The organism is Pedobacter sp. JY14-1 (assembly GCF_029269825.1).
Taxonomy (GTDB): Bacteria; Bacteroidota; Bacteroidia; order Sphingobacteriales; family Sphingobacteriaceae; genus Pedobacter.
In genome coordinates this window covers 436638-460063 of record NZ_JARJHU010000001.1, presented here as the reverse complement: position 1 = coordinate 460063, position 23426 = coordinate 436638, and the positions used below count along the sequence as shown (strand labels likewise).

At 48.3% G+C, this 23426-nt stretch carries 18 protein-coding genes and 1 riboswitch; of the genes, 2 read left to right on the top strand and 16 right to left on the bottom strand.

The features are described from left to right. Positions 1-17 precede the first annotated feature (17 nt). Positions 18-794 carry a LexA family transcriptional regulator gene (locus tag P2W84_RS01995; RefSeq protein WP_276088424.1) on the bottom strand — a complete coding sequence of 259 codons (777 nt, stop codon included), beginning with the start codon at positions 792-794 and terminating at the stop codon, positions 18-20. Positions 795-931: 137 nt separating this feature from the next. Here P2W84_RS01995 and P2W84_RS01990 point away from each other — a divergent pair, with 137 nt between their 5' ends. Then, complete coding sequence (locus tag P2W84_RS01990; RefSeq protein WP_276088423.1) at positions 932-1282, top strand: GIY-YIG nuclease family protein; 351 nt, start codon at positions 932-934, stop codon at positions 1280-1282. Here P2W84_RS01990 and P2W84_RS01985 read toward each other — a convergent pair whose 3' ends face one another. The 14 genes from P2W84_RS01985 to P2W84_RS01920 form a co-directional block, all read right to left on the bottom strand. After that, on the bottom strand, positions 1283-4420 hold the full coding sequence (locus P2W84_RS01985) for a basic secretory protein-like protein (protein WP_276088422.1): 3138 nt from the start codon (positions 4418-4420) through the stop codon (positions 1283-1285). Positions 4421-4444: 24 nt separating this feature from the next. After that, positions 4445-6907 carry a transglycosylase domain-containing protein gene (locus P2W84_RS01980; RefSeq protein ID WP_276088421.1) on the bottom strand — a complete coding sequence of 821 codons (2463 nt, stop codon included), beginning with the start codon at positions 6905-6907 and terminating at the stop codon, positions 4445-4447. 70 nt (positions 6908-6977) lie between these two features. Then, positions 6978-7544 (bottom strand): DUF6580 family putative transport protein, encoded by a 567-nt coding sequence (locus P2W84_RS01975; protein ID WP_276088420.1) that lies wholly within the window; start codon positions 7542-7544, stop codon positions 6978-6980. Positions 7545-7595: 51 nt separating this feature from the next. Next, positions 7596-8705, bottom strand: coding sequence for a DUF5074 domain-containing protein (locus P2W84_RS01970; protein ID WP_276088419.1), 1110 nt, complete (start codon positions 8703-8705; stop codon positions 7596-7598). Between the two features lie 42 nt (positions 8706-8747). Next, a riboswitch (cobalamin riboswitch) is annotated at positions 8748-8956 on the bottom strand. Positions 8957-8989: 33 nt separating this feature from the next. Continuing rightward, the gene (locus P2W84_RS01965) at positions 8990-10732 is read right to left on the bottom strand and encodes a hypothetical protein (protein ID WP_276088418.1); all 1743 of its coding nucleotides are present in this window, start codon (positions 10730-10732) and stop codon (positions 8990-8992) included. Continuing rightward, entirely contained in the window at positions 10729-11721 is a 993-nt protein-coding gene (locus P2W84_RS01960) for a FecR domain-containing protein (protein WP_276088417.1), read from the bottom strand. The genes P2W84_RS01965 and P2W84_RS01960 overlap by 4 nt, the downstream gene beginning before the upstream one ends. Before the next feature lie 6 nt (positions 11722-11727). Further along, positions 11728-12288, bottom strand: coding sequence for an RNA polymerase sigma-70 factor (locus P2W84_RS01955; protein WP_276088416.1), 561 nt, complete (start codon positions 12286-12288; stop codon positions 11728-11730). Positions 12289-12308: 20 nt separating this feature from the next. After that, the gene (locus P2W84_RS01950; protein ID WP_276088415.1) at positions 12309-13820 is read right to left on the bottom strand and encodes a DUF4833 domain-containing protein; all 1512 of its coding nucleotides are present in this window, start codon (positions 13818-13820) and stop codon (positions 12309-12311) included. Between the two features lie 25 nt (positions 13821-13845). Then, on the bottom strand, positions 13846-14526 hold the full coding sequence (locus P2W84_RS01945) for a head GIN domain-containing protein (protein WP_276088414.1): 681 nt from the start codon (positions 14524-14526) through the stop codon (positions 13846-13848). Positions 14527-14564: 38 nt separating this feature from the next. Beyond that, positions 14565-15617 (bottom strand): hypothetical protein, encoded by a 1053-nt coding sequence (locus tag P2W84_RS01940; protein WP_276088413.1) that lies wholly within the window; start codon positions 15615-15617, stop codon positions 14565-14567. Positions 15618-15738: 121 nt separating this feature from the next. After that, positions 15739-16632: an SDR family oxidoreductase gene (locus P2W84_RS01935; protein WP_276088412.1), complete on the bottom strand. Its 894-nt coding sequence runs from the start codon at positions 16630-16632 to the stop codon at positions 15739-15741. A gap of 120 nt (positions 16633-16752) precedes the next feature. Beyond that, complete coding sequence (locus P2W84_RS01930) at positions 16753-17979, bottom strand: hypothetical protein (protein ID WP_276088411.1); 1227 nt, start codon at positions 17977-17979, stop codon at positions 16753-16755. A 117-nt stretch (positions 17980-18096) separates the two neighbouring features. Next, a complete protein-coding gene (locus tag P2W84_RS01925; protein ID WP_276088410.1) occupies positions 18097-19599 on the bottom strand; it encodes a serine hydrolase in 1503 nt (500 codons plus the stop codon). A 122-nt stretch (positions 19600-19721) separates the two neighbouring features. Further along, positions 19722-20951, bottom strand: a complete 1230-nt coding sequence (locus P2W84_RS01920) for a multidrug effflux MFS transporter (protein ID WP_276088409.1) — start codon at positions 20949-20951, stop codon at positions 19722-19724. A 114-nt stretch (positions 20952-21065) separates the two neighbouring features. Between P2W84_RS01920 and P2W84_RS01915 the strand changes: the two genes are divergently transcribed. Beyond that, positions 21066-22052, top strand: a complete 987-nt coding sequence (locus P2W84_RS01915) for a TerC/Alx family metal homeostasis membrane protein (RefSeq protein WP_276088408.1) — start codon at positions 21066-21068, stop codon at positions 22050-22052. 34 nt (positions 22053-22086) lie between these two features. On the opposite strand, the gene P2W84_RS01910 is transcribed toward P2W84_RS01915, so the two are convergent. Further along, positions 22087-23397 carry an OmpA family protein gene (locus P2W84_RS01910; protein ID WP_276088407.1) on the bottom strand — a complete coding sequence of 437 codons (1311 nt, stop codon included), beginning with the start codon at positions 23395-23397 and terminating at the stop codon, positions 22087-22089. Positions 23398-23426 lie beyond the last annotated feature (29 nt).

The following is a 23426-nucleotide window of genomic DNA, read 5'->3' as shown; positions in this document are numbered from 1 at the left end:
AACACGCAATATACGACTTAGTTTTTGTTGAGCTGAGAGATAGACTTTTGCATCTGAGACATCATATGCGTCAGCGTTTCAATGGTCGGTTCCGGTGTCGGATCAGGCAGTGCCGATGATATATAAGCCTTAGCTTTCCATATTTCCAGGATGTCGTCTGCCGCAACGGTATATGGGTCATATACCTTATTGTCAGAAATGAGTTTCAGTTCCTTATTTTCCCTGAAACGGTTACCGGCCCTTTTATAGACTACACCTTCGTTCCTGCTGATGATCACATAGGTCTCGCCTGCCTTTACATCATTCCAGTTGTCCAGGTATTCCGCCAGGATCACGCTTCCGGACTGTATCGGCAACATCGAATCGCCGATAATTTCAAAAGCCCTGAAAGTGCCGTGCTTCAGGAAGGGAAGGGGCAGCTGGAACTTAGGTAGCTGCTTAATGTACTGCGGATCAGAAAAGCCGTTCAGATAGCCAGCACTGGCCTTCACAGGTACCATCTCAATATTTTCATGATCATCCTTATCCACGGAGATACTCAAAATGCGGAGATTGGAACCCTGGCTTTTCGGCTTCGGTTTCCAGTTATCATTGATGTTTTCGCTGACAAACTCATCTATCGTCAGTTCAAAATACTCTGCTATTTTTCTTAGTAAATCGTATTTCGGCTCAGCGCGGTCTTCTTCGTAAGCACCGATAAGTGAACGCTTAATTTCCATGACATCAGCAAACTGCTGCTGTGTAAGGCCTTTTTTCTTTCTTAAGTATTTCAGGTTAGATGAAATATTCGCCATAAAATAAAATTTAAAAATATATTTTGTTTTACTAAAATAGTTAGTATTATTGTTGCCAATAAAGTTAGTAATATTTCAGCAGATAACCAATACCACTGCTAATAAAATTAGTTGATTATTTTTTTAAGACCTAGAATATGAAAAAGTTCGTTTATATCGTCACCGACAGGAACCGTACCAGCTTACACGTGGGCATGAGTGCCGATCTTCTTAAAACACTGGACTTTTACAAGCAGATGCCGAGTCTTTTCTTTGATAACGGACAGCAGCTTACCCGCCTGGTCTATTTTGAAGAATTTAAAACAGAGGCACAGGCACTCGGCAGGTTTAAGCAGATGAGCAGGTTTACCAGGATGCAAAAGGAACGAGTGGTCAGGTCGTGTAATCCCGATTGGATCGACCTCACCATTGGCCTCGATTTCGAACACCTGATCTCCGGCAAAAAAATTGCCAATCAGGTCAAGCTGCCTTTTGCGGCCTGGTCCTGATTACCAGCCGGGTGCAAAAGTCAGCCCGAACACGCCCGATGATTTGTCCTTACGCTGGAAAGGGAATGCATAGTAAGGCTCCAGTACGAAATAACCGAATACATTTACCCGCAGGGATATACCCGCACTGAGTGCGGGAACGCGTTCATTAGTTGTCCTGCCAATCTCACTACCGTTGCTGTCCTTCACCGTTTCATAGGTTGGCTGGCTTTTAAAGACTACCTTGTTGCCCTGGTTCCAGGCCAGACCTGCATCAAAGAACAGGTTAAGATCAGAGAATAGAAATTTTGACGGGATCTGCGTCAGTTTTTTGGGACCGGTGAACGGCAACCTTACTTCAAAATTGAACACGGCCATTTTGCTTCCGGACAACTGGTTAATGTCAAAGCCTTCGTCCTGGCTCTGGTTTTTGTACATAGAATTGGCTTCGTAGCCACGGATAAAATAAGGATAACCCACATACAGCGGGTACAGATTTTCGCCGTCTTTTCCTATCCTCAGGTAATTATAGGTCCTGGCCGCAATGGTAACCGGCTTCAGGCGGACATATTTTCTCAGATCAACGGTCACCGCAGAGAATTCATAGTCCCCGAAATATTTTTCTGCACCCACACGGTACCTGAAACCATCTAGTGGTCCTGTCAGTCCGTTGATTGAATTATCCCCTACAAATGATGCATTTGCCTGGAAGATATTGAAAGAGTTCAGCGGAAAGCCAAACTCCGATGTAGCCTGATTGACAGGTACCCGTTTTCTTTCCGAACCGACATAGCTACCGGCAAGGTTATAGTAATTGCTGTACCTGTCAACCCGGTAACTGTAGTTGGAAAAAGCGCCACCTGCTTCAAACCGGTGTATCTTGTCAAAAGGATAGGAACCAAAAACCTGCAACTGATCTTCAAAAGTCCTGATGATATTGGTCCTGTCGTCAATTACGTCCATCATCTGCCCGTTGTTTAGTGGAATCTGGCTTTTCGCCAGTTCGCGGTAGCCGGTAAGATAGGGAATATGGGAAAGGGCAAAGCCCCAGTTGATCCGGCTCTGCTGGTTAATATACCCGACCAGCCCCCCAAAATCATAGATCTCTCCGTTCACCGAAAGATTTGCAACAATCTGGTTCTTGCCCAGAATATCGCTGAACATACCTACAATACCTCCCTGTACCCCAGTCCCAAAACGACTGGCAGATACGCCTACACCACTGTTGGCCAGATAGTCCAATCTGAATTTCGGACGATAGGGCACCAGTCTCATGGAATCCGGAACGGTTTTCTCAAAACGCTCAAAATTCGCCAGGTTTGAATTGACAATGTCTACGCCCAGGCTCTCCTTTGGCGGCAGCACAGCAGCGTCAAAGTTAACCTCATTCGGATCGACAGCTTTAGCCCTGAAATTGGCCAGCGGAGAATTGTACAAAGTATAACGTTGTGCGCGGTAATAGCTGTAAACGATATCATCATTCCTGGAAACCGATATCGCCGGAGAAAACTCCGTAATGCCACTAATCCCGGTAAAATAATCTGTCAGTTGCTTTACCAGGCCACCGTCCAGATGATATTCATAGAGGTTACGGAAACCGTCCCTGTTCGACAGGAAGAACAGGCGTTTGCTGTCACCCGAAAACTGAGCATTCAGATTGTTTGCCCCCGGGAAAACGGGAATATCCGTGATGGTCCTGGAAGCAATGTCGTATACACTCAGGTTCATCGGCTGTATGGCATTGATGCCGTTTTTCTGAATCGACACCCGGTCAGAAGAAAACACGATTTTTTTGCCGTCAGGTGAGTAGCTGGGCGCATAATCTGAATAAATATCATTGGTGATCTGTGTAACTTCCCTGGTCTTCAGGTTATAGGAAAAAAGATCACTCTGGCCTTCTACCATACCTGAAAACGCAATGTCTTCCCCATTGGAAGACCAGGTCAGGTTTCCGAATTGTTCCACCTTACCCATATCCTTGCGCAGGACAGTCTTGCCATTCTCTACATTAATGATCATCAGCTGGTTCCTTCCTTTGCTGAAAATACTGAAGGCAAACTGTCTACCGTCAGGTGACCAGGTACCTGCCGATTCAATGAAGTTAAAGTCATCAATATGCGAGTTGCTGATCTGGCTACTCAGTTTCCGGATGATCTTGCCTGTTTTTGCATCGGCAAGGAAAAGGTCAATACCAAACAGGTCCTTTTCCGAAAGGAAGGCAAGATATTTTCCGTCCGGGCTCAGCGATGGGGCCACATTCATATTCCCCGCATTTCTGTTGTCCACGATCTTTGTGCCACTGATCTTTACCTGCGAACTGTCGGCTTTCAGCAGCGGGCGGTAATGTGATTCAATCGCATTTTTCCAGAGGCCTGACAATGTATTGTCGTCATACCCAAAGGTATATTTCAAGCCATTTTCATAGCCAAAGCGTGCAGTAGCCTTAAACAGAGGCACAATCGTCGTGTCTCCGTAAGTCGACCCGATGAACGTCCAGAAAGCCTGTCCATAACGATACGGGAAATATTTATTGGAATTGGTAAGGTCTTTAAGGGAAGGGATATCCCGGTTCAGCAAGGCATCACGCATCCACATAGAAGTAAAAGCGTCTACTTTTCCGACAGATAAATACTCCGCCATACCTTCAATCATCCAGAGTGGGATCTCGCCGATATTCTCAAGGCCCACCGAGTCCTTTTCCAGCAGGATGTGGTATTGAAAAGCATGAACAAGCTCATGTCCCAGTACGTGCCGTGTCTGGTTATTCAGTTCCATCACCGGCATGATCACCCTGTTTTTCAGGGCTTCAGTAACACCCCCTGTACCGATACCGATCTCGCCCTGAAGTGCAGTAGTCTGTTGAAAATCCGGATGGTTATTATACAATATGATCGGATTTCTTTTTAAAAAGGTATCGCGGAAAACTTCCTGGTGCATCTTATACCAGGTCTCTGCCTCCTGTACGATCCGCTGGATCATCTTCTCGTTTTTCAGATAATAATACAGTTCAAAATGCGGGGTTTGGAGTACCTTGAACTTTTCGTTCTTATACCTTACCTTATTTTGCCCGAAGTACTGGGCCTGAACAGAAAATGCAAGCGATACCAGAGCGGTCAGCAAAAGTACCTGTTTCCTGAAAAAAGTAAAGTTCCTTATCATAATCGTTAGTTAATACTTCAGTTGTTAATTTTTGTTGGCTTCTCTTTCCCGCTCCTTTTCCTCCTGGCGCTGTTTTCTCCGGAGCTGCCGTTCTTCTTTCTTTGTCAGCGGCGGAGCAGTTGCGGTCTGAGGCTCTGTACCTTTTTGCGCTTCGGGTTTGGTTGTCCCAACCTGATCATTCTGTACAGCAGGCGGTGGCGGGTTCGGCTGCTCATCCTCCAGAGGTATTTCTAGTCCTGTCGAATCCACCAGTATACTGTCCGTTTCCGCAGTGTCCACCTCAAACCTGGGCGAAGGGCAATTGATCTCCCGGGTGATCTTTACCTTGGCCTTTGGAAAAGGCCCCATCGTATAGCCGGTCGAAGGATCCTTATAGACTTTCTCCATGAACTTCGCAAATATCGGCAAGGCCGTTCTCGAGCCTTCACCCGTTTCCCCGTTCTGAAAATGAGCCGTGCGTTCATCACAGCCAACCCATACACCAGTAACAAGATCCTTTGTAATACCCATATACCAGGCATCCACATAATCGGAAGAAGTACCGGTCTTTCCACCGATCTGGTTGTTCTTTTTCCACAGGTCCCATTCCCATAACGCCTGTGAAGTACCTCCCGGTTCCTCCATACCACCCCTGAACATATACAGCATCAGCCAGGAGATCTCCTCCGAAAGCACACGCTTCATCTTCGCGGTAAAAGTTTCTATAACATTATCGTCCAGGTCCGTGATCTTTTCCACCAGGATCGGATCGCTCCTCACGCCATCGTTCAGAAAAGTACCGTAAGCCCTGACCATTTCATATACCGAAACATCGTTAGGTCCGAGGCTCACGGAAGGTACCGAAGCCAGTTCGCTTTCAATACCGCATTCGTGCGCCCATTTTACTACATTGTCGGCACCTACCGCTTCAGTTACCTGGGCAGTAATGGTGTTTACCGATTTGGCCATGGCCCAGCGCAGCGACATTTCCCTGTAGCTGATGCTCCAGTCCGCATTTTTTGGTTCCCAGTATTCCGTCTTACCATTTTCCTGGTAGGAGATACGTACCGGCTTGTCGGTGAACTTGTCACATGGGCTCATTCCCTGTTCCAGAGCAGCCAGGTAGGCGAAAGGCTTGAAGGTAGAGCCTGCCTGCCGTTTTGCCTGTTTTACATGGTCATATTTGAAAAACTTGTGGTCGATACCACCTACCCAAACTTTGATCTTGCCGCTGAAAGGATCGAGAGTCATCATCCCGGTATTCAGTATCTTACCATAATAACGGATGGAATCCATGGTGGAGAACAATGTGTCCCGGTCACCCTTCCAGGTAAAGATCCGCATCTTTTTCTTCCTGTTGAAATAAGCGGTTATCGAATCCGGCGTAGCGGCATACTTCTTTTTCAGCAGCGCATATACCGGGAGGTTTTTCATGGCGCGGTCAGGATAGTCCACTTTGTGCTTTTCCGAGTCCTGCCAGGGGTCTTCGTTGCCCCATACACTATAAAAGCGGCGCTGCAGCACTTTCATTTGCTCGGCAACCGCTTCTTCAGCATATTTCTGCAGTTTGGAATCTATCGTTGTGTAAATCTTCAGGCCGTCCTCGTAAAGGTCGTAATTGTTTTCCTTACACCATTTATCCAGGTAACGATCTACAGCAGCCCTGAGGTAAGAGTCCCCATCACTGCCTTCGTCCACTCTTCCCTCCTTGATCTGCAGGGGTACCCGTTTGAAGCTGTCCAGCTGTGCAGCAGTTATATAGCTATACTTATTCATCTGCGTCAGGGCCACATTCCTTCTTTCCAGCGCCCTGTCCGGGTTCTTTACCGGGTTATATAGAGACGTGCCCTTCAGCATACCGACCAGCAATGCAGCTTCCGGTACATTCAGTTCGCTCGCTTCCTTATCAAAATAGATCCTGGACGCAGTTTTAATACCGTAGGCATTATTCCCGAACGATACTGTGTTCAGGTACATGGTCAGGATGTCATTTTTTGAGTAGTTCGATTCCAGTTTCACCGCCGTGAGCCATTCCTTAAGTTTGGGGACCAACGTGCGTAGCAATGGAATTTTACTCAGTAAGCCCTGCGATTTATTATACCGTGTACGGTACAGGTTCTTCGCCAGCTGCTGTGTGATCGTACTGGCACCACGGCGGTCGCCCGTGGCCGTTGAGATCCCGCTTGACAGTAAAGAGCGGAAATCTATACCCATATGCTGGTAAAAACGGGCATCTTCAGTGGCCACCAGCGCCTTGATCACACTTGGAGAGATTTCGTTAAAATTTACCGGGGTACGGTTTTCCTTAAAATAACGCCCGATCAGTACCCCGTCGGCGGTATACAGTTCCGATCCGACCCGCAGTGTCGGAACCTTGATATCATTGTAGGAGGGAGAATAGCCAAACAGCCATAAGAAATTGAGTTGTAAGGCACAAAAGAAGAGAACAATACTATAAATGACTATACTGAAATACCGGATGTACCTGTTGCCAATTTCTTTAAACATGGGATAAATATCAAAAAAAAAACTAGAATCAATCAAAAAAAAACCGCCTCCAGGCGGTTTTTAACATTTATCAGGCTAAGGCGAAATCGGGGTATCGTTTCCTGAGTATTTCGAATGTTCCGAACATCACCGATCCATAGATTGCTGTTCCATATAAGAACCTAAGTTCGAAGGGTATAGCTGCTGTCAGGCACTGCAGGTAACCCGCAAATGTCGGCGGATAAAGACCCGGTACATACATGGCGCTGATGTCGCTGACGATCCAGTGGACCAGAACCGCTGTTAATATTCCGGAAATGACCGCAAGCACACTTACTCGTCTGATCACCAGCCTGGAAACCAGTACCATCAACACAAAGGCGATATAAGTCCAGTACCAGCCACCGTAAAAGAAGCCGTAGCCCGAGATTTTCGCGATGAAAAGATCACTCACCAGCAGCACCAGCAGCGGAAGGCTGAATGCCTTCCGGTATTCCCTGAAATAAGCTCCCCCGAACAGAGCGATGGCACCTACTGCAGAAAAATTGGCAATGGCACCAAAGTCCGGCGATACCGCTGCGGTTACCCTGATCAGACTGATGAATAGAATAATGGCCAGCAACACCAGCGTACGGGGATTAAATTTCGGTTCTGACATAATTATAATTTAGGACAGCAAAGTTAGATTATTTACAACGTAAATAATAGCCTACTTATAACCATAGTTAAACACGGCTATCTTAGGAGAGGTACCCGTAGCGAAATCAAACTTCCATTTACCGGAACTGTCAAAGCAGAACATCTTTCCGTCGCCTTTATAATCAGTGGCATCGGCTACAAATACATTGCCGTCCAGCGTATTTACATTTACGCCGTAAAGAGACGCAACCACGGTATCGTCAGTTATGAAATCCGGGCCGGTCGTTGCCGTCGCCGTATTGAAGGTCTTTAGTTTTGCAGGATAATCTCCGGTAATGGCGTAACCATTGCTTCCTGAAATGGTCAGCGCGGCCAGGTTATCATCATATGTCTGCGTTTTTGTATCTGCCTGACTGCTCAGTTTTTCAAATGCAGGGGCAATATAAGGTGCCCACTGCCCGCTGGTGATCACGAAGACATCTCCTGCAGCAGATGCGGCAACCTTTGTGGGGTTGAAGCTCACCTCAATATCCTTAACCTTGGTAAAGGTGGAAATATTCACTACAGATACAGATGAATTGTTCTCACTTGGATAGAATGGATGTGAAGAATTCGCGGCGTATAGCTTACCGTTCGCAGTAGCCAGTCCCTCAAGGGCGCCGCCTACCAGCAGGCGACTCTCAATGGTCAGGCTGGCTGTGTCTAATTTGCTGATGTACCCGTCATAACCCGACACGTAAGCCTTATTCTGATAGAAGACAATAGAACGGGGCATAAAACCCTTCGTGGCATCAGAAAAAGCGATCTTTTTGATCAATTTACCGGTAGCCACATTGATTACCTGCAGGTAGGAATCTTTTGCCGCAGCCGCACTTCCGGTAACCACACAATAAAGCTTGCTGCCGTACACCTTCAGGTCATTGGCATCTGTGCCCAGGTCCGTACCGTTCTGCGTCCTGAAGTAATTTTTGTCCACGGTGTTTCTGGCGATGTCGTAATAACTGATCGAACTGTTGTTGAGCTCTCCAAAGCTGCCTTCACAAAGCACATAAACGCCGGTAGTGGTCAGGGTCCCGGGGTCAGGACTATTGTTCTTGTCCTTTTTACAACTGGAGAATGCGGTCAGTACCGCTAAAAGTGCAAGCGCAATGCGTTTGCCATTGTGTAGAATTGTATTCATGAATTTTTATTTAGTACTCCAAGCTTCAGTCCACGAAAGCCGTGAAATCGTAATGCTGATGGCAGGTCTTCTGACTTACTCCCGGATACCCGGCCTTCCCGTTCCTTTTCTTTACAGACCTGGAACAGTGGCTTCAGATGGGGCACCGTTAGCGGAGCTTACAGCTGCGGGACAGTTACGGATTTGCACCGTATTCCCTTTTAATCCTCTTTCTTTTACGGGAAAAAGGAACCAAAAGCGTTGCAAAGGTATTCAAATTATCCGGAGCAGGAAATTCTGATGTTCTAAAACAAGGTAATACCGAAGTTAAAGCCCCACCATCCCTTGACATCACCAGTAAAATCGTGTCTCCTGTCGGGATAGACCTGTTGTTTGTAACCCCCGGCACTTGACCCTACTGGTGCCTCGCTGGTGTATACGGAATAAACCAGGCCTGCAAATACGGTAAGCCCTTTTACAAGCTGCACCTGCACGTTCGCCTGGAACCTGTTCAGAAAATTCGCGTAATCCCAGTTTCCCAGGTAAATATATTGCGAGGTGGCCTCCGTCGCTATGGAGAACCGGTTACTGAAAATAAAGTCATGCCCAAAGCCCAGCCCCGCGGTTTCCATTCTGGCTGTATCCGAAAAGTTTTTTCCGGCAAAAAGGATATTGTACAGATTTGCATTGCCCATCTTAAATGCGGCATTTGTATTGATCAGTTCATTAGAAGACAAGCTGATCTTATGATAGCCATGTTGTACCAGGTTGATCAGTCCGATACTTACTCCGTCGTTCCGCGAAGAGACATTGAAAAGCCCGATCTGCAGGCCGTCCATATCGCGTGCATAATTGAGCAGTCCGATCTGCGTACCCCGGAAGCCTTTCGCGGCAATATTGACCGCTCCCGCGACCTGAAGTCCGTCGGTCTTCTTTGTGCCTATATTTACGGCCCCCGCAATCTGGGTACCTCTTACAGAATCGGCAACCAGGTTCAGCACGCCGCCGATCTGTACACCGGTCATACTTCTTTGTACCCGGTTGACCGCCCCTGCAACCTGTACGCCGTTCATTCCGGAACGGACATCATTGAGCAGCCCGCCGATCTGTACGCCGTTTACCGAACCGCCAATGGCATTGAACCCTCCGGCGATCTGTGCCTTGTTTACATCCCCTTTACTGATATTGAACATACCGCCCATTTCAAACCCGTTCACCCCCGCGGTGTACCCGCCGATGACGTTCAGTGAGAATTTATTGATTACCTGCGAACTCATCATGCCATGAGAACTCAGTCCCGGAGTGAGTGAAGCCTGGAATGGTGTATTGGCAAAGAAATCCGGGATGTTCAGGCTCTGCACCCGTTGCCGGGAAGAAATAAAGAACCTGCTGATACCGGAACTTTCAATGGCATTGCCGACCCGCTTCATGAATTCGTCGTCGTTGTCGCTGTAACCTTCAGGCCTTATCTTCAGGTCTGCAAGAAAGATCAGCGATGTATCCCGGTAGTTTTCCTTGCTGGCCGTTAAGATCACCTCATTGTAATTGCCCTTAAAACGCAGCCTGAAATAGCCATTCTCATCGGTCAGGCCCGATTGCAGCAACCGCTTTTCATAAACGCTGGCCTGCTTTACCCGCTTTCCCGTTCTCAGGTCTACGACAAAACCACTGATCGTATACAGATCCTCCGCGCTGATGATGTTTTCAGGCTCAATCGTGAAACGGTTAGCTGCATAGCGCAGCACGATATGCTCACGGAACTCCCTGTAATCCACCTTTCCGTCGAAAAGCTGGTCCAGAATGTCACGTACCGGTTTTGACTGCACGTTCAGACTCACTATACTGTCCTGCCGGATCAGTTTTCCGATATAGGAAAAATAAAAATCACCAGCTTTACCAATCTGTTCGAGCACACTTCCGAGTGGTTGCCGCTGTATACTGACCGTGATGCGCTTGTCCAGGTTATGACGGTAATCGGGTGCCGCATTCTGGGCAAAGCCAAAGCACACATAAAACAGGAAGAGGAGCGTAAAATTCAGTTTCATCATTTGATCCTGGACAACAAAATTTCGTTTTCGTTACGTTCGGCCTTTAAATTTGACATTTCGCAAATCAATTGTACGCCATAATCCAGGCCACTGTCTACCCGGAATGTCGTATTGATAATTTCTGAGGCCACAGACGGATCTTTGATGATGATCCTTGGTTTTCCGTAAGCCTCGTTCATTACATCCACCAGCCGCTGCAGCGGCAGATTACTGGCTACAAATAAATTGCTGCGGTAATAATTATAGAGCTCATCGGTATTCTGTTCTTTGTCCAGCCTGTCATAGGCAGAAGATATCAGTACTTTTTCTCCTTTATGCAGTTCAATTGCCTTTCCGTTCAGAGAAACCCTGACGATTCCCGTCTCTACAATGACTTCTGTGCTGTCCTGATGATGCCTGATGTTGAACGAAGTACCTACAACGGTTACCGATACTTCTTCGATATCGATCACAAAAGGATGGCTTTTATCATGCGCCACATCAAAGAAAGCTTCCCCTTCCTTTAATTTCAGTCGCCTGTTATTTTCAAAGCGTGCCACGTAGCTGATCACGGTGTTTTTGTTCAGTGTCAGTTCAGAACCGTCAGGGAGCTTTTCCCTGCGCACTATATCGCGGCTCACCAGTTCCTCATACCTGCCCGGTCCAAACCATTGATAAGCCATCCAGGCCATACCCACCAGCAGCACTGCTGCCGCGACCTGCATCCATCTGAAACTACGGTGCATTGGCCGTACAAATGCTTCCGAAACGGGCAGTCCGGGACTTTCCTTCTCCACGTTCCCCGCCACTTTCTCTCTGAAACGTATCCAGGCCGCTTCAGGGTCTGCCGGGCTGGCTGCAGCAAGCTTTTTCCCTGCTGTCCATATTTTTTCCAGCTGCGCATAATACCGGGCATTGGACTCGCTTTCCGATAACCAGTCCATGACTTCCATACGCTCCCCCTCAGTGACCTCGTCAAGCATATACCTGATCAATATTTCTTCTTCCATCTCCGCTTAATTAAAAAAATCCCTGTAATAAACCCACAATGCGATAACCATCAACGTAATAAAGTCTGCCAGTTTCAGGCGCAGCAGCATCAATGCCTTACTCATCTGGTTCTCTACCGTTTTTACCGAAAGCCCCAGTTCTTCAGCAATTTCCCTGTACTTCAGTTCCTCAAAACGGCTCATTTGAAAAATCGTGCGACATTGTTCCGGCAATTCATTGAGCGCATGGTGCAACTGAAGTTCCAGTTCGCCGAGTTCGGTCTTTGCAGAGGCAGGTTCATGCGTCCCGTTCATCGAATGCACCACAAAATCCGTATATTTCAGCTTGATCTTCTCATGTTTCAGGTAATTCATACTGTCGTTGTAAACACACCGGTATAGATAGGCCTTTACAGAGGTCTGAATGTCCAGCAATGCTCTTTTTTCCCAGAATTTCAGGAACATGCCCTGCACGATCTCCTCCGCCGTAATGGTATCTCTCAGTATCACCTGGGCATAGGCGTGAAGCTCCCTGTAGTGGTCCTTAAAGAGCCTTTCAAAGGCCAGATCGTCAAAGCGTTGCTCCATGCCGTAAATATATTCTTTTTTCAGATGCTGATCCGCTTCAGCATTTCCATTCCCGATGCACTGCTCACCGTGATCAGGTCTATATATTCTACCCGTGGAAACCAGAAGGAACCGCCATTTACCCGTACAAAGATGCGTTTCAGCAATTTGTCCTGGCCCTCGTCGCGTATATATATCTTATACTTATTGTCTTCTTCCGCACGTTTTAGGTACAATGGAATCTTTTTATAGGCCATCAATCTGATCTCGTAGACATCATGTCCAAGCGCCTTGCACCTGAGCCCGTAGGCAAACTTGTTCTCAATCGCGGTCAGTTCCTTGCACCTGCCATCTTCAGCGTATCTAATCCACGAGCCCTTTACCGGTCTTCTGTCATCAAGCTTTCCGTCTGCACCGTAATTCAGTTCATAGATTACCGTGTTCGCATCAGGATCGCGCTGCAGAAAAAACAACATGTGCTCACTTCTTGGTGTTGGTAATGCGGGCCTGTTGTCCAAGCTCTGCGCAGGACTCATCTGCACTAGCATCAGCGCCATGAACAGCAGGAATCCCGCCACCAGGTATTTTGTCTTGTTGTGCCTTTCCAGTGCCTTATTTATTTGCTTTACCTGGCGCTCTGCCTTATGACGGTAGATCTTAGCCGGGCTGGCAAATATAAAGAACAGCAGTTCTCTGATACCGTCACTGCGCCTGATGTCATGCAGCATGTCCCGGTATTCATGAAAATTTAAGACAAAAGGATTCGTCTTGTGCTTCAGCGGAGTTGTCAGCCCATATACCGGCTTTTCCTCTTCATACTGGAAAGTTCCGAATAAATGGTCCCAGACCATAAAAGTAGCCCCGAAATTTTTGTCCAGGTATTTTTCCTGACTGCCGTGGTGTACCCTGTGGTTGGAAGGCGTACCGAAATACTTTTCAATAAAAGGGTGCAACCTGCCGATCCGCTCAGTATGCACCCAGAACTGGTAAAGCGTACTGAGTTGGCTGACCACGAAGAAAACCACCGGATGGAACCCCATCAGGGCAACAGGGATGAAGAATATCGTTTTGAAATGCTGCACCCAGCTCTGACGAAAGGCAACCGTCAGGTTATAATGCGCTGCTGAATGGTGTACCACATGTGTTGCCCAGAAAAAACGGTTGAAATGTGAGATGCGGTGTGACCAGTAGGAACAGCAATCGTAGATCAAAAAGCAGAAGGGTAAGGTCCACCAGTTCAATTCCATCCGCCAGGGCAGGGCATTGTACAGCCAGACCGCTGCATATAACAATACAACCTTCATGAGCAGGTTCACAGCCAGGTTGCCTGCGCCGATGAGCACGGAACCCAGCGTCTCCCTGCCCTCATGGGTCTTATGTTCGCTGTAATGCGACAGCAGCCCCTCGATCAGGGTAAATGCAAGCACGGCGGGCAACGCGTAGACCATCAGGTCAGGCATGCTTTTTTCCAGGTCGTAAAATTCACTGGCCGGTATTTTTGCCGCACCGAAAAGGGAATGGATTGCTGAAAGGTGGAGTTGGAATGTTGACATGGCTTTTCAGATTTTGAAAGGTTGATTAGATTTTGATCACCTTGCCCGATCCGCTGACCTGCGCATCTACCTGCGGCGAACCCGAGTAATACACTTTTCCACTGCCGCTAATCCGGGCTTTCAGCAGGCCGGAAACACCAATCCTTGCGTCTCCGCTACCTGAAATATCGATGTCAGCCTGTTCTGTGGCCAGCCTTTTAAGGTCAGCTTCTCCCGATCCAGAGATCCTGATCTTCGTACGCCTGACATTAAAGGCATTTTCGGCTTCTATTTCGCCCGATCCGCTGATTCTGACCTCGAGGTCGTCAGAGGGATCGAATGTGCCGCTCAGGTCAACATCTCCCGACCCGCTAATGGCGATATAATTTACTGCAGGAAGTGTTACATATACCTGTATATCGTCATGCTTTACATTGACGCGTTCGTAACCCATTTTGAGCACACCGCCCCTTACTTCCGTTTTAAAATAGGGCAGGAGGTTGTCAGAACCCTTAACCGTTACTTTGTAGGATGTTCCGTAGCTCAGGTGGACGTCGGTACTGCCGTCAGACTCAACACCGCTGAAGTTACGCAGTTCACGTTCTTCGGTCTTCTTGTCGCCGCTGGCAGTCAGCCTGTCCTTGCTGCACGAACTAAACGCTGCAGCGACGGTAAGCAGAAAGAAAGAAGCTTTAACAGGCAATGATAAAAAATTAAATGTATTCATGATTGATGGTTTGTTTTATAGTGATTTTTTGTGTGATTTTAAAAACGCAGTGCGATACCGCCGGTATAGCCGATGTAAAGCCCCCGGAAATCCTCATCCCAGTCACCAGGCCATTTTTTGAGGTATTTGTCCCGGAGTTTTTCCCCCTCGGCAGTATTTGTAGTGATGAAGTGCAGCGAAGGTCCGGCAAAGAGCTCCAGGTGGTCTCCGATCTTAAGTGCAGGCAGCATCCTGAGGCTGCCCTTAAAATAGCTTCCTCTCTTAAAGTCGGTCAGCGTCGTACTGAGTATTTCCGTATTCAACCGGAAGTAGCTCGATTCAAAGAAGTGTGCCCCAAGGCCTGCTTCGGCAGCGTAGACTGCATCTTTATTCTTAAAGTTGTAGCCCAGGCCGATAATGCCGTACATGACCTTGCCGCCGGACCTGAAGGAAAGCATGCTGGTCAGGGTTTCATCTATACTGGCACTGATGCTTTTTTCGCCGTTTCCAATAATATTGATGATACCGACAGGACAGTCGCTGCTATCGGCAATATTGATGAAGCCGGCGATCTGCGCACCCTTTACCTTGCGGGCAATGTTGATGAAACCGGCAAACTGTGAGCCGTTTACATCCTTTGCCGTGTTGATGAAGCCTGCAAACTGTGCGCCTTTGACAGACCTGGAAAAATTACTGAAACCTGCGAACTGTGCCCCTGTAACGTCTCCCGTAGCGATATTGGCAAAACCACCAAAGGCCGGGCCCGTGCCACCGCCGTAGGTATTGAGGAACCCGGCAAACAAGGCACCGTCGACGTCCTTGCCTGAATGGTTGGAAAAGCCTGCGAACATGGGGCCTTTTACGTCATTGCGTACGATATTGCTGATGCCGGCAAACGATGGGCCGCGTTCAGCTGCAGATACCCCTGCGACCAGGTGCAGCGAAAAATAATTGGTATCTGCCGGAGCGTGAGTACCGTTTGTACTCACAGGATAGATCAGGCCTGCGTGTATCCGTCCCGGCATCTGATTCTGGGCTGTAACATTTAACGTAGCCAGCAGGCCAGCCATGAATAGTGAGCAGCGTAGAATTAAAGTGTTGAAGTATTTCATTAGTTGTCTTGTTTGGGAGTGAGACAACTGTAAATGAGTTTACCCCTACGCAGGTCTTAAAATTTTTTTTCGGGTTATTTTGTCACTTCATGTGATGCAGCCAGGCTTATACTACACCTGGCTAAATCGTGATCCTGCCCCCGGTAACCGGTATGGTGGCTCCGGCGATATAGCTGGCTTCATCGGAAGCGAGGAATACATAGGCAGGAGCGACCTCAACCGGTTGCCCGGCGCGTCCCATCGGCGTATCTTTTCCGAATTCTTCATGCTTTGGAATGGTAGACGGGATGAGCGGGGTCCAGATCGGTCCCGGTGCCACGGCGTTTACACGGATGCCCTTTCCATCCATCAGCAGGATCTGGCTCAGATTGGCGGTGAAATTCTGGATGGCACCTTTGGTCGCCGCATAAGGGAGCAACTGCTCACTTGGCGAATAAGCATTGACAGATGTGGTGTTAATGATACTGCTACCGGGTTTCAGGTGCGGTTCTGCCGCCTTGCACAGGTAAAACATGGCAGTAATATTGGTGCGGAACGTGCGGTCCCATTCTTCTGCGCTGATCTCATCCACAGATTGCCGGGCCATCTGGAAGGCCGCGTTGTTTACCAGGATATCCAGCTGGCCAAATTCTCTGACAGCCGTATTGATAATTTCACGGCAATGTGCTTCGCTCTGGATATCGCCTTTCACCAATACTGCCTTTCTACCGGCTTCCTTTATATAGCTTGCCGTTGTATTGGCATCTTCATCTTCGCTGTCGTCCAGATAACTGATGAGTACGTCGGCACCTTCCCGGGCAAATGCGATGGCTACCGCTCGGCCTATTCCTGAATCGCCTCCGGTAATGATGGCTTTTTTACCTTCCAGCTTGCCACTGCCTTTGTAAGATAACTCACCGTGGTCAGCCTGAGGCACCAGTTTTTCTTCGGTTCCAGGTGTAGGCTGGTCCTGTTTCGGAAACGGTGGCTGAGGATACTTCGTTTCGGGGTTTTGCGTTGTGCTTTGGGTTTCCATAGGTATTGTTTTTATAGGTTCAAGATGTTCACCGTTATTTAAGGACATCGGTACGCCCTTGGTAACAAGAGAACAATGAAAGGCCAAAGCGGTTTTGGAGGAGAATACTTGTTTCCGTAATTAATTGGCCCAAAGCTCTTTTATGGTCTTTTCTACGTTGGCTCCTTCAGGACATGATCCGGACCTGGTATTGCCGCGGTAACGTGTCCCGGGTGCTACACCCGGAACAGTGATGATCCTGGATACGGGCATTTGCAGCCAGCCAGTATTGTCGTGTGCCGCCACCCATTGATGGGCATAGCGCAGCCAGCTCTTTTTTTTCTTTTCCGGCAGCAGGTAGAACCAGCTGATCTCATCGTAACCCCAGATAAAATGGGAACTGATGTTGGCAATGCCAGGTTTATCACTAATACCAAAATTGTCCAGTTCTACCAGATAAGGGAGTTCATCACAGCTCCAGCCGCTGGGAGTGACACCAGGCATACTGCGTTTGAAGATAGCATCCAGGTAACCAACTTCCAGAATACCATCCATCTGTTTATCAGGCACTTCCCTGATCCGGAGCGGAAATGAATTAAAGTCAAGCATACTTTTACCATCAATGACCATTCCTCCCTTCGGGGTATGTGCGTCCAGTAACACCCAATGACGTGCCGCATGCATCTTTGCCAGTGACCTTACCTTTCCGATAAACAAATTCCATGTCCTGAGTCCCGGATCGTTCATTCCCATTAGTTCCACCTGTCCCAGATGCAGCGCCTCACAGCCAAGGTCCATGTACAGCCCGCAGAGATACATCAACCAGAGCTGTGCTTCCGGTCGGGTAATGTCCGGTACACTGGCGCCCCGGCCCCAGTGGCCTACCATTTTACCATTGAGATTAAGCATGTCATCGTAGTTGAAGTTCCGTTGCTCCACGGGCCTATCCATAGCCCGGAATGCCCAGCCCGGTACCGACAACTGGTTAACCTGGGGCGTAATGCATTCGAATACCGCCGCCTGAAAGATAACTTCCGGGTCTTTATCGTGCACCTTCCTGATCAGCGCCCTTGCTTTGTCAAGAAAATCAGGATTGGCCAGAGTCGCTTCCTTTCCCCAGCGGTATATGGCGCGGCCGATGAATTTAGCGCCAGTATTATGTATGAGCCTGATATCGTCATCTTTGTACGGATATGGCCCGTCGTTAGCGTAGGGGTCTGTGGCGAGAAACTCCGCCATGGTTACTGCACGTCTGAGATAATATTTCAGGCTTTCCCTGGAAATTCCGCTGCTGTCAAAATCCTGTCCGCAGGCGATTACCGGGAACAGTAGTAAAAAGATAGTAATATGCCTGAAGACCTTGATCATATCGGCTTAATTTAGTTTGTTATCCTAAGTTAGTGTTTTCTAGCTTTTGTATTGCGACGAGCCCGAAAAGACTGAAGTAGCGGTGTCGGTACGGCAGCCATGGGTTAAGGAAAGAGATCACTCCGATACCAATTGGCGCAGGGCTTTTTTGCCGCCTTCGTTAGCCGGGTTTAACTCCAGCGATCTTCGGTACATCAAGATCGCCTCCGCTTTTTTTCCTGCCTTCATCAAGGCTTCTCCGTAGCTGTCAAAGACATTGAAGCTTTTTGGAAAAAGCATGGTGCTGGTCTTAAACACTTCCAGCGCCAAAGGCAGCTTGCCGTTCTCCATGAGTTCCAGTCCAAAAAAATTCAGTTCACCCTCACTCAGGCCAAATCCCGGATCCAAACGGTGCTCGCCCAACACTGCTGCCGCGTAGTTCGCGCCCTGGTATACCAAAGCATTTACATACAGTTTTGCCAATGACCGGGGCCTGCCAAACGGTTTACTGCTGAGCAGAATATACAATTCCGGAGCAACCGGGCCATTTTGCGCATTGTCGGTTACTGTAATGAACTGCTTTTTGTCAAGGTTGCGCAGTATGAAGGTATTCATACCTGGAATACCGCCGCTGTGCCAGACGACTTTGCCACCGGCGGTATCTTTGAAAATATACCAGCCCAGGCCGTATGCCGCCTCATCAATACCTGAACGCCGGTAGGGGATACTCCCGTCATTCAAGCGGTTCGGGGTAAACATCTGCTTCATGCTTTGCCCGGACACCAGCTTGCCTGCATACAGCCCCTGGTCAAATGCCAGCATATCGTGGATCGTACTGGCCATATTGCCTGGCCCCTGGAAACCTACCCAATTGTATGTGAACTTATGCAACTCCTTCACTGATTCAATCGGCCGGAGCGTATCCAGGTAATGTACCGGGCGGTCGTACTTATGAGCGAAGCCGGGTCTGTATTTAAAATCCGGTTCGAGAATTTCCGTGCTGTTCATCCCTGCGGGCTTGAACACAAATCGGCTCATATAGTCTCTGAAGGTACGCCCGCTCTGCTTCTCGATAAGCAGTGCCAATAGACTATAATTGGTATTGCTGTATTCAAACTGATCCCCGGCCTTAAAATGAGCGGGTTTACCATATGCCCTCAATGCCGGAATGATGTCTTTATTTACAAAAAGCCTTTCCGGATGTGCTGCCAGAAGTATACTGAACAGTTCTTCGGTATTTGGTAAGCCGGACGTGTGGGCCAGTAAATGCCGCACAGTGATATCCGGATACGGAAAATCGCTCAGGTAGCGCGCCACCCTGGCATCAAGCGATAACTTACCTCTTTCAATGAGTTGAAAGACAGCCACGGCAGTCACAGGCTTAGATACTGAGGCCATCACAAAACGGGTATCCGGGTTATTCGTCTTGCCTGATGCAGCATCCGCAAATCCAAATGCCTTTTCATACAGAATCCTGCCTTCCTGCGCAACCAGCACATTGCCATTGATGTTGTGGTCAGCATTAAGATTATTCAAAAAGGTATCTATCCGGGCAACGGTAGGTTGTCCACTGGCAGGTGTCAGTATGACGACTGGGCACATTAGTAATAACAAGACCGAAAGGCGGGCATAATATTTCATTATTGTACTTTTTAATGATAGACCCGCGACAATCGTCAGTTACATAAATATACGAATTTATTCGTATATCCATTTCATGCATGTGCAGGTGAGCTAAAATAATACAGCTTAGTCATTGTTTTTCAGTGTATTGCCGCTGCACCTTGGCCGGCAGGCACATCTACCTTGTGGCGAATAGTCTTACGGCCAAAATGGAGCACGAGGAGTGCAAGTGTGGCGGTAATGGTCATGATGGCTACCATCGGGACTGCCGAGGTCTGTTTGAAAAAGCCAATGAATGAAGAAGCTACTGCCCCTGTCGCCATCTGAAATGCACCCATAAGTGATGAGGCGCTGCCGGCATTGCGGGTAAAGGGGGCCAGGGAAAGCGCTGCGGCATTGGGATTGGCCAGTCCGAGGCAACTGAGAAAAAGAAAGAGCATGACCAGTGCGCCTGCAAGTCCGAACCAGCCATTATAACTGCCAATAAGGAATATCACCGCGGATAGCACCTGGCCCGTTAGCGCTGCGTAGATCAGCTGTTCGCTGGTGTATCTCCTGAGCAGTAATGTATTGAGGTTACTGGCCCCGATGAAACCCACAGACAGGCCTGCAAATATCCACCCGTAAGTCTCTTCCCTGACCTTAAAAATGGAAAGGAACAGGATGGGGGAACCACTCACATAGACAAACAGACCGGCAAAGGCAAGGGCACCGGTAAACGCATAGGTATAGAACTGGGGCTCACGCAGTACATTCCAGAAATTGCTGATAATGGGTTTAGGCTTTAAGGAAAGGCTGGTGTCGGGTTCGGCACCCTTCGGCAACCATAACCAACTGGACAGCAGATTGAAAAGGCCCAGTCCTGCCAATACGAGAAAGATAGTATGCCAGCCGAAGGCTACAGTGATATAGCCCCCGAGTGTAGGCGCTACCATGGGAGAAGCACCGAGTACGAGCATGAGCAGGGCAAAGACCTTTGCGTTCTCCGCTACGGGAAACAGGTCGCGTACCATGGTGATGGAAGCTACACCTGCGGCACAACTGCCTATGGCCTGCACCAGTCTGAGCCAGATGAAGGTATCCGCATCTGTAACGAATGCACAAAATAAGGAGGCGAGGATATAGACGAGCAAGCCGAGATACAGTGGTTTCTTGCGGCCGAAACGGTCCAGGAGCGGGCCATAAAGTAGCTGACCACCAGAAATGCCAATGAAGAAACTGGACAGCGAAAGGGCAATATGGTTTTCGGTAGTACCCAGGTCGCTGGCTATGGCTTTAAAGCCTGGCAGGTACATGTCGATGGAGAACGGACTTAGTGCCGTTAAGGAACCCAGGATAAGGATCAGGAAAATATAACGTTGACGGGTCATGCGGTGTGTTGCGGTAGTGTATGTTTACGCCCGCAAATATAGCGGTCATAGTTTTGCGGAACTGATCTTTTTTAGCATTTTTATGCGCGCTCTGTTTACGACTTGACAGAATAAATGGATAAACTGATTAACCATCCCGGTGTGCTTACCGGGTTTGCGGTTTTGGTGGTGGTCATGCTGCTGCTGGACTTGGGTGTATTTAATAAAAAGGCACATGTGGTAAGCAGCAGGGAAGCTGCAATCTGGTCTGTCGTATGGATTACCTTATCTATGGGATTCAGCCTGGTCGTCTGGCATGTTTCCGGGTTCGATAAGTTTACCCAGTTCCAGTCTGCCTACTGGATTGAAAAGGCGCTTTCAGTAGACAACCTCTTCGTATTCATACTGGTATTCGGCTTTTTCAATGTACCACTGGAACTTCATCATAAGGTATTGTTCTGGGGCATCATCGGAGCTTTGATCTTCAGGGCCATATTCATCTTTGCAGGGGTGGAGCTGATCAACCTGACTTACCTGCCGGAAACTGAGCTGTGGGGACACCACATACGCATCAACCTGGTATTGCTGCTTTTCGGGTTGTTCCTGGTCTATGCAGGAATCAGGTCTGCATTCGACGATGAATCACAGGAGGGAGAAAAGGATTTCACTAAAAGCGCCGGTGCGAGGATCATTTACCGTTTCTTCAAGGTAAGCAGGAATTTTGACGGCGGAAAATTCTTTACGGTGGAAAATGGGGTTAAAATGGCTACACCGTTGCTGGTCGTGGTCGGGGTGATCGAATTTACCGATGTCCTATTCGCGGTAGATTCCATTCCCGCTATTTTTGCCATAGCGCCCGATGATCCCTTTATCCTGTACACTTCAAATATTTTTGCGATCCTTGGGTTAAGGGCACTGTATTTTCTGCTGGCCAATTTTATCCATATGTTCAGCTTGCTGAAGTACGGGCTGGCGGTCATACTGTCCTTTATCGGACTGAAGATGGTCATTTCCCCGTTCTATCATGTTTCTTCACCCATATCGCTTTCCATTGTAGGTGGGGTACTGCTTGTCTCGGTAGTTGCTTCACTAGTGGTAGCAAAGAAAAAGGCCACCTCATAAGAGGCGGCCTTTTCAGGTTTCATCGTGCGCCGGTTTAGAATAAGGTAAACTCTACACGCCTGTTTTTCTGACGGCCCTCTGCAGTTTTATTAGATGCAATAGGCTGGTTCGGTCCGTAACCTGTTGCTTCGATACGTGAGGGGTTAGCACCCTGAGATACCAGGTAGGCTTTCACTGATTCTGCCCTGTCTTTTGACAACCTCAGGTTGAGTGCCATAGAACCCGTATTATCGGTGTGGCCGGCGAGTTTCAGGCTGAAGTTTTTCTGTACCAGCAGTTCAGCTACCTTGTCGAGTGTTGGGTATGAAGTTGATCTGATGGTTGCTTTTCCAAGGTCGAATTCCAGGTTTTTGATGGCCTCGTCAACCACTTTACGGTCAGCTTCGGTAATGATCACTTTTTCCTGGATCACTGGCGAAGGTGTTTTCAAAGGACATCCTGAACCATCAACAACGGTGTTCGGAGCAGTTCCCGGACATTTGTCATATTTATTGGCCACGCCATCTCCGTCGTCATCAGCAAGTTGCTTCATCAGTTCTTCCTTATCACGTCTTGCATTTTCTTCTGCTGATGAAAGTGCCCTGCGCAGTTCAGCGCTTTCTTCTGCGGCCTCTTCACGGATGGCCGCTACGGCGCTATAGTTTTGCAATTGCGAGGTTCCTTTTCTGCCTAAAGCGATCTCTACACCTGCATGAGCGTAAGAGAAACGGTCGTTGGCTGCGCTGGCTACACCGTCAAAGTCGTTTGCTTTAACAAAGTTAACCTGGTAGCCGAGGTCGATGTTCACACCTTTGGATATACCGAACTTGAAACCAGCGCCGATCGGAATGAACCAGTTTTCCTTGTACCGGGTGTTGGCTCCGTTAGGTGCGTCGGTATTGGCCGATGAAGACATATAACCGGCACCCGCAGTCAGATAAGGCGACAGGATGTTTCGTTTCTGGTTGAGACTCATGTTAGCCAGTGTGAAGTTACCGCTAATGGCTGCAGACCAGTCAATCCTCGACGTAAAGGTGGCTGCGCTTCCTGGTACGGCATTAGGCCTTCCGCCTCTTACCTTACCGGCAAGAAAGTCTGCCTGGATACCAAAGCCTGGAACGATTTGCTTTTTGATGTAGCCGCCGTAACCCCAGTCTTCGTAAGGTGTGCTGAAATCACCATTATTTCTGCCGTTGAATGGCGTATAGTGGGTAAGCATACCACCATTGAGTCCGATAGACCAGGTGCGGAAGTATTTCTTTGCGAACTTGTCACCGGTTTGAGAATCTGCCTCCTGGGCAAATGACTGTGCGGTTAATCCCGTCAGGGCAGTCAGCATCAGTGCCTTTGTAATTTTCGATTTCATTTTTTCTGAGTTAGATGTTTTAGCTCTGG

Excerpts from the sequence above, each read along its gene's own strand:
- P2W84_RS01995 (WP_276088424.1), bottom strand. The coding sequence starts at position 794 with ATGGCGAATATTTCATCTAACCTGAAATACTTAAGAAAGAAAAAAGGC.
- P2W84_RS01990 (WP_276088423.1), top strand. The coding sequence starts at position 932 with ATGAAAAAGTTCGTTTATATCGTCACCGACAGGAACCGTACCAGCTTA.
- P2W84_RS01985 (WP_276088422.1), bottom strand. The coding sequence starts at position 4,420 with ATGATAAGGAACTTTACTTTTTTCAGGAAACAGGTACTTTTGCTGACC.
- P2W84_RS01980 (WP_276088421.1), bottom strand. The coding sequence starts at position 6,907 with ATGTTTAAAGAAATTGGCAACAGGTACATCCGGTATTTCAGTATAGTC.
- P2W84_RS01975 (WP_276088420.1), bottom strand. The coding sequence starts at position 7,544 with ATGTCAGAACCGAAATTTAATCCCCGTACGCTGGTGTTGCTGGCCATT.
- P2W84_RS01970 (WP_276088419.1), bottom strand. The coding sequence starts at position 8,705 with ATGAATACAATTCTACACAATGGCAAACGCATTGCGCTTGCACTTTTA.
- P2W84_RS01965 (WP_276088418.1), bottom strand. The coding sequence starts at position 10,732 with ATGATGAAACTGAATTTTACGCTCCTCTTCCTGTTTTATGTGTGCTTT.
- P2W84_RS01960 (WP_276088417.1), bottom strand. The coding sequence starts at position 11,721 with ATGGAAGAAGAAATATTGATCAGGTATATGCTTGACGAGGTCACTGAG.
- P2W84_RS01955 (WP_276088416.1), bottom strand. The coding sequence starts at position 12,288 with ATGGAGCAACGCTTTGACGATCTGGCCTTTGAAAGGCTCTTTAAGGAC.
- P2W84_RS01950 (WP_276088415.1), bottom strand. The coding sequence starts at position 13,820 with ATGTCAACATTCCAACTCCACCTTTCAGCAATCCATTCCCTTTTCGGT.
- P2W84_RS01945 (WP_276088414.1), bottom strand. The coding sequence starts at position 14,526 with ATGAATACATTTAATTTTTTATCATTGCCTGTTAAAGCTTCTTTCTTT.
- P2W84_RS01940 (WP_276088413.1), bottom strand. The coding sequence starts at position 15,617 with ATGAAATACTTCAACACTTTAATTCTACGCTGCTCACTATTCATGGCT.
- P2W84_RS01935 (WP_276088412.1), bottom strand. The coding sequence starts at position 16,632 with ATGGAAACCCAAAGCACAACGCAAAACCCCGAAACGAAGTATCCTCAG.
- P2W84_RS01930 (WP_276088411.1), bottom strand. The coding sequence starts at position 17,979 with ATGATCAAGGTCTTCAGGCATATTACTATCTTTTTACTACTGTTCCCG.
- P2W84_RS01925 (WP_276088410.1), bottom strand. The coding sequence starts at position 19,599 with ATGAAATATTATGCCCGCCTTTCGGTCTTGTTATTACTAATGTGCCCA.
- P2W84_RS01920 (WP_276088409.1), bottom strand. The coding sequence starts at position 20,951 with ATGACCCGTCAACGTTATATTTTCCTGATCCTTATCCTGGGTTCCTTA.
- P2W84_RS01915 (WP_276088408.1), top strand. The coding sequence starts at position 21,066 with ATGGATAAACTGATTAACCATCCCGGTGTGCTTACCGGGTTTGCGGTT.
- P2W84_RS01910 (WP_276088407.1), bottom strand. The coding sequence starts at position 23,397 with ATGAAATCGAAAATTACAAAGGCACTGATGCTGACTGCCCTGACGGGA.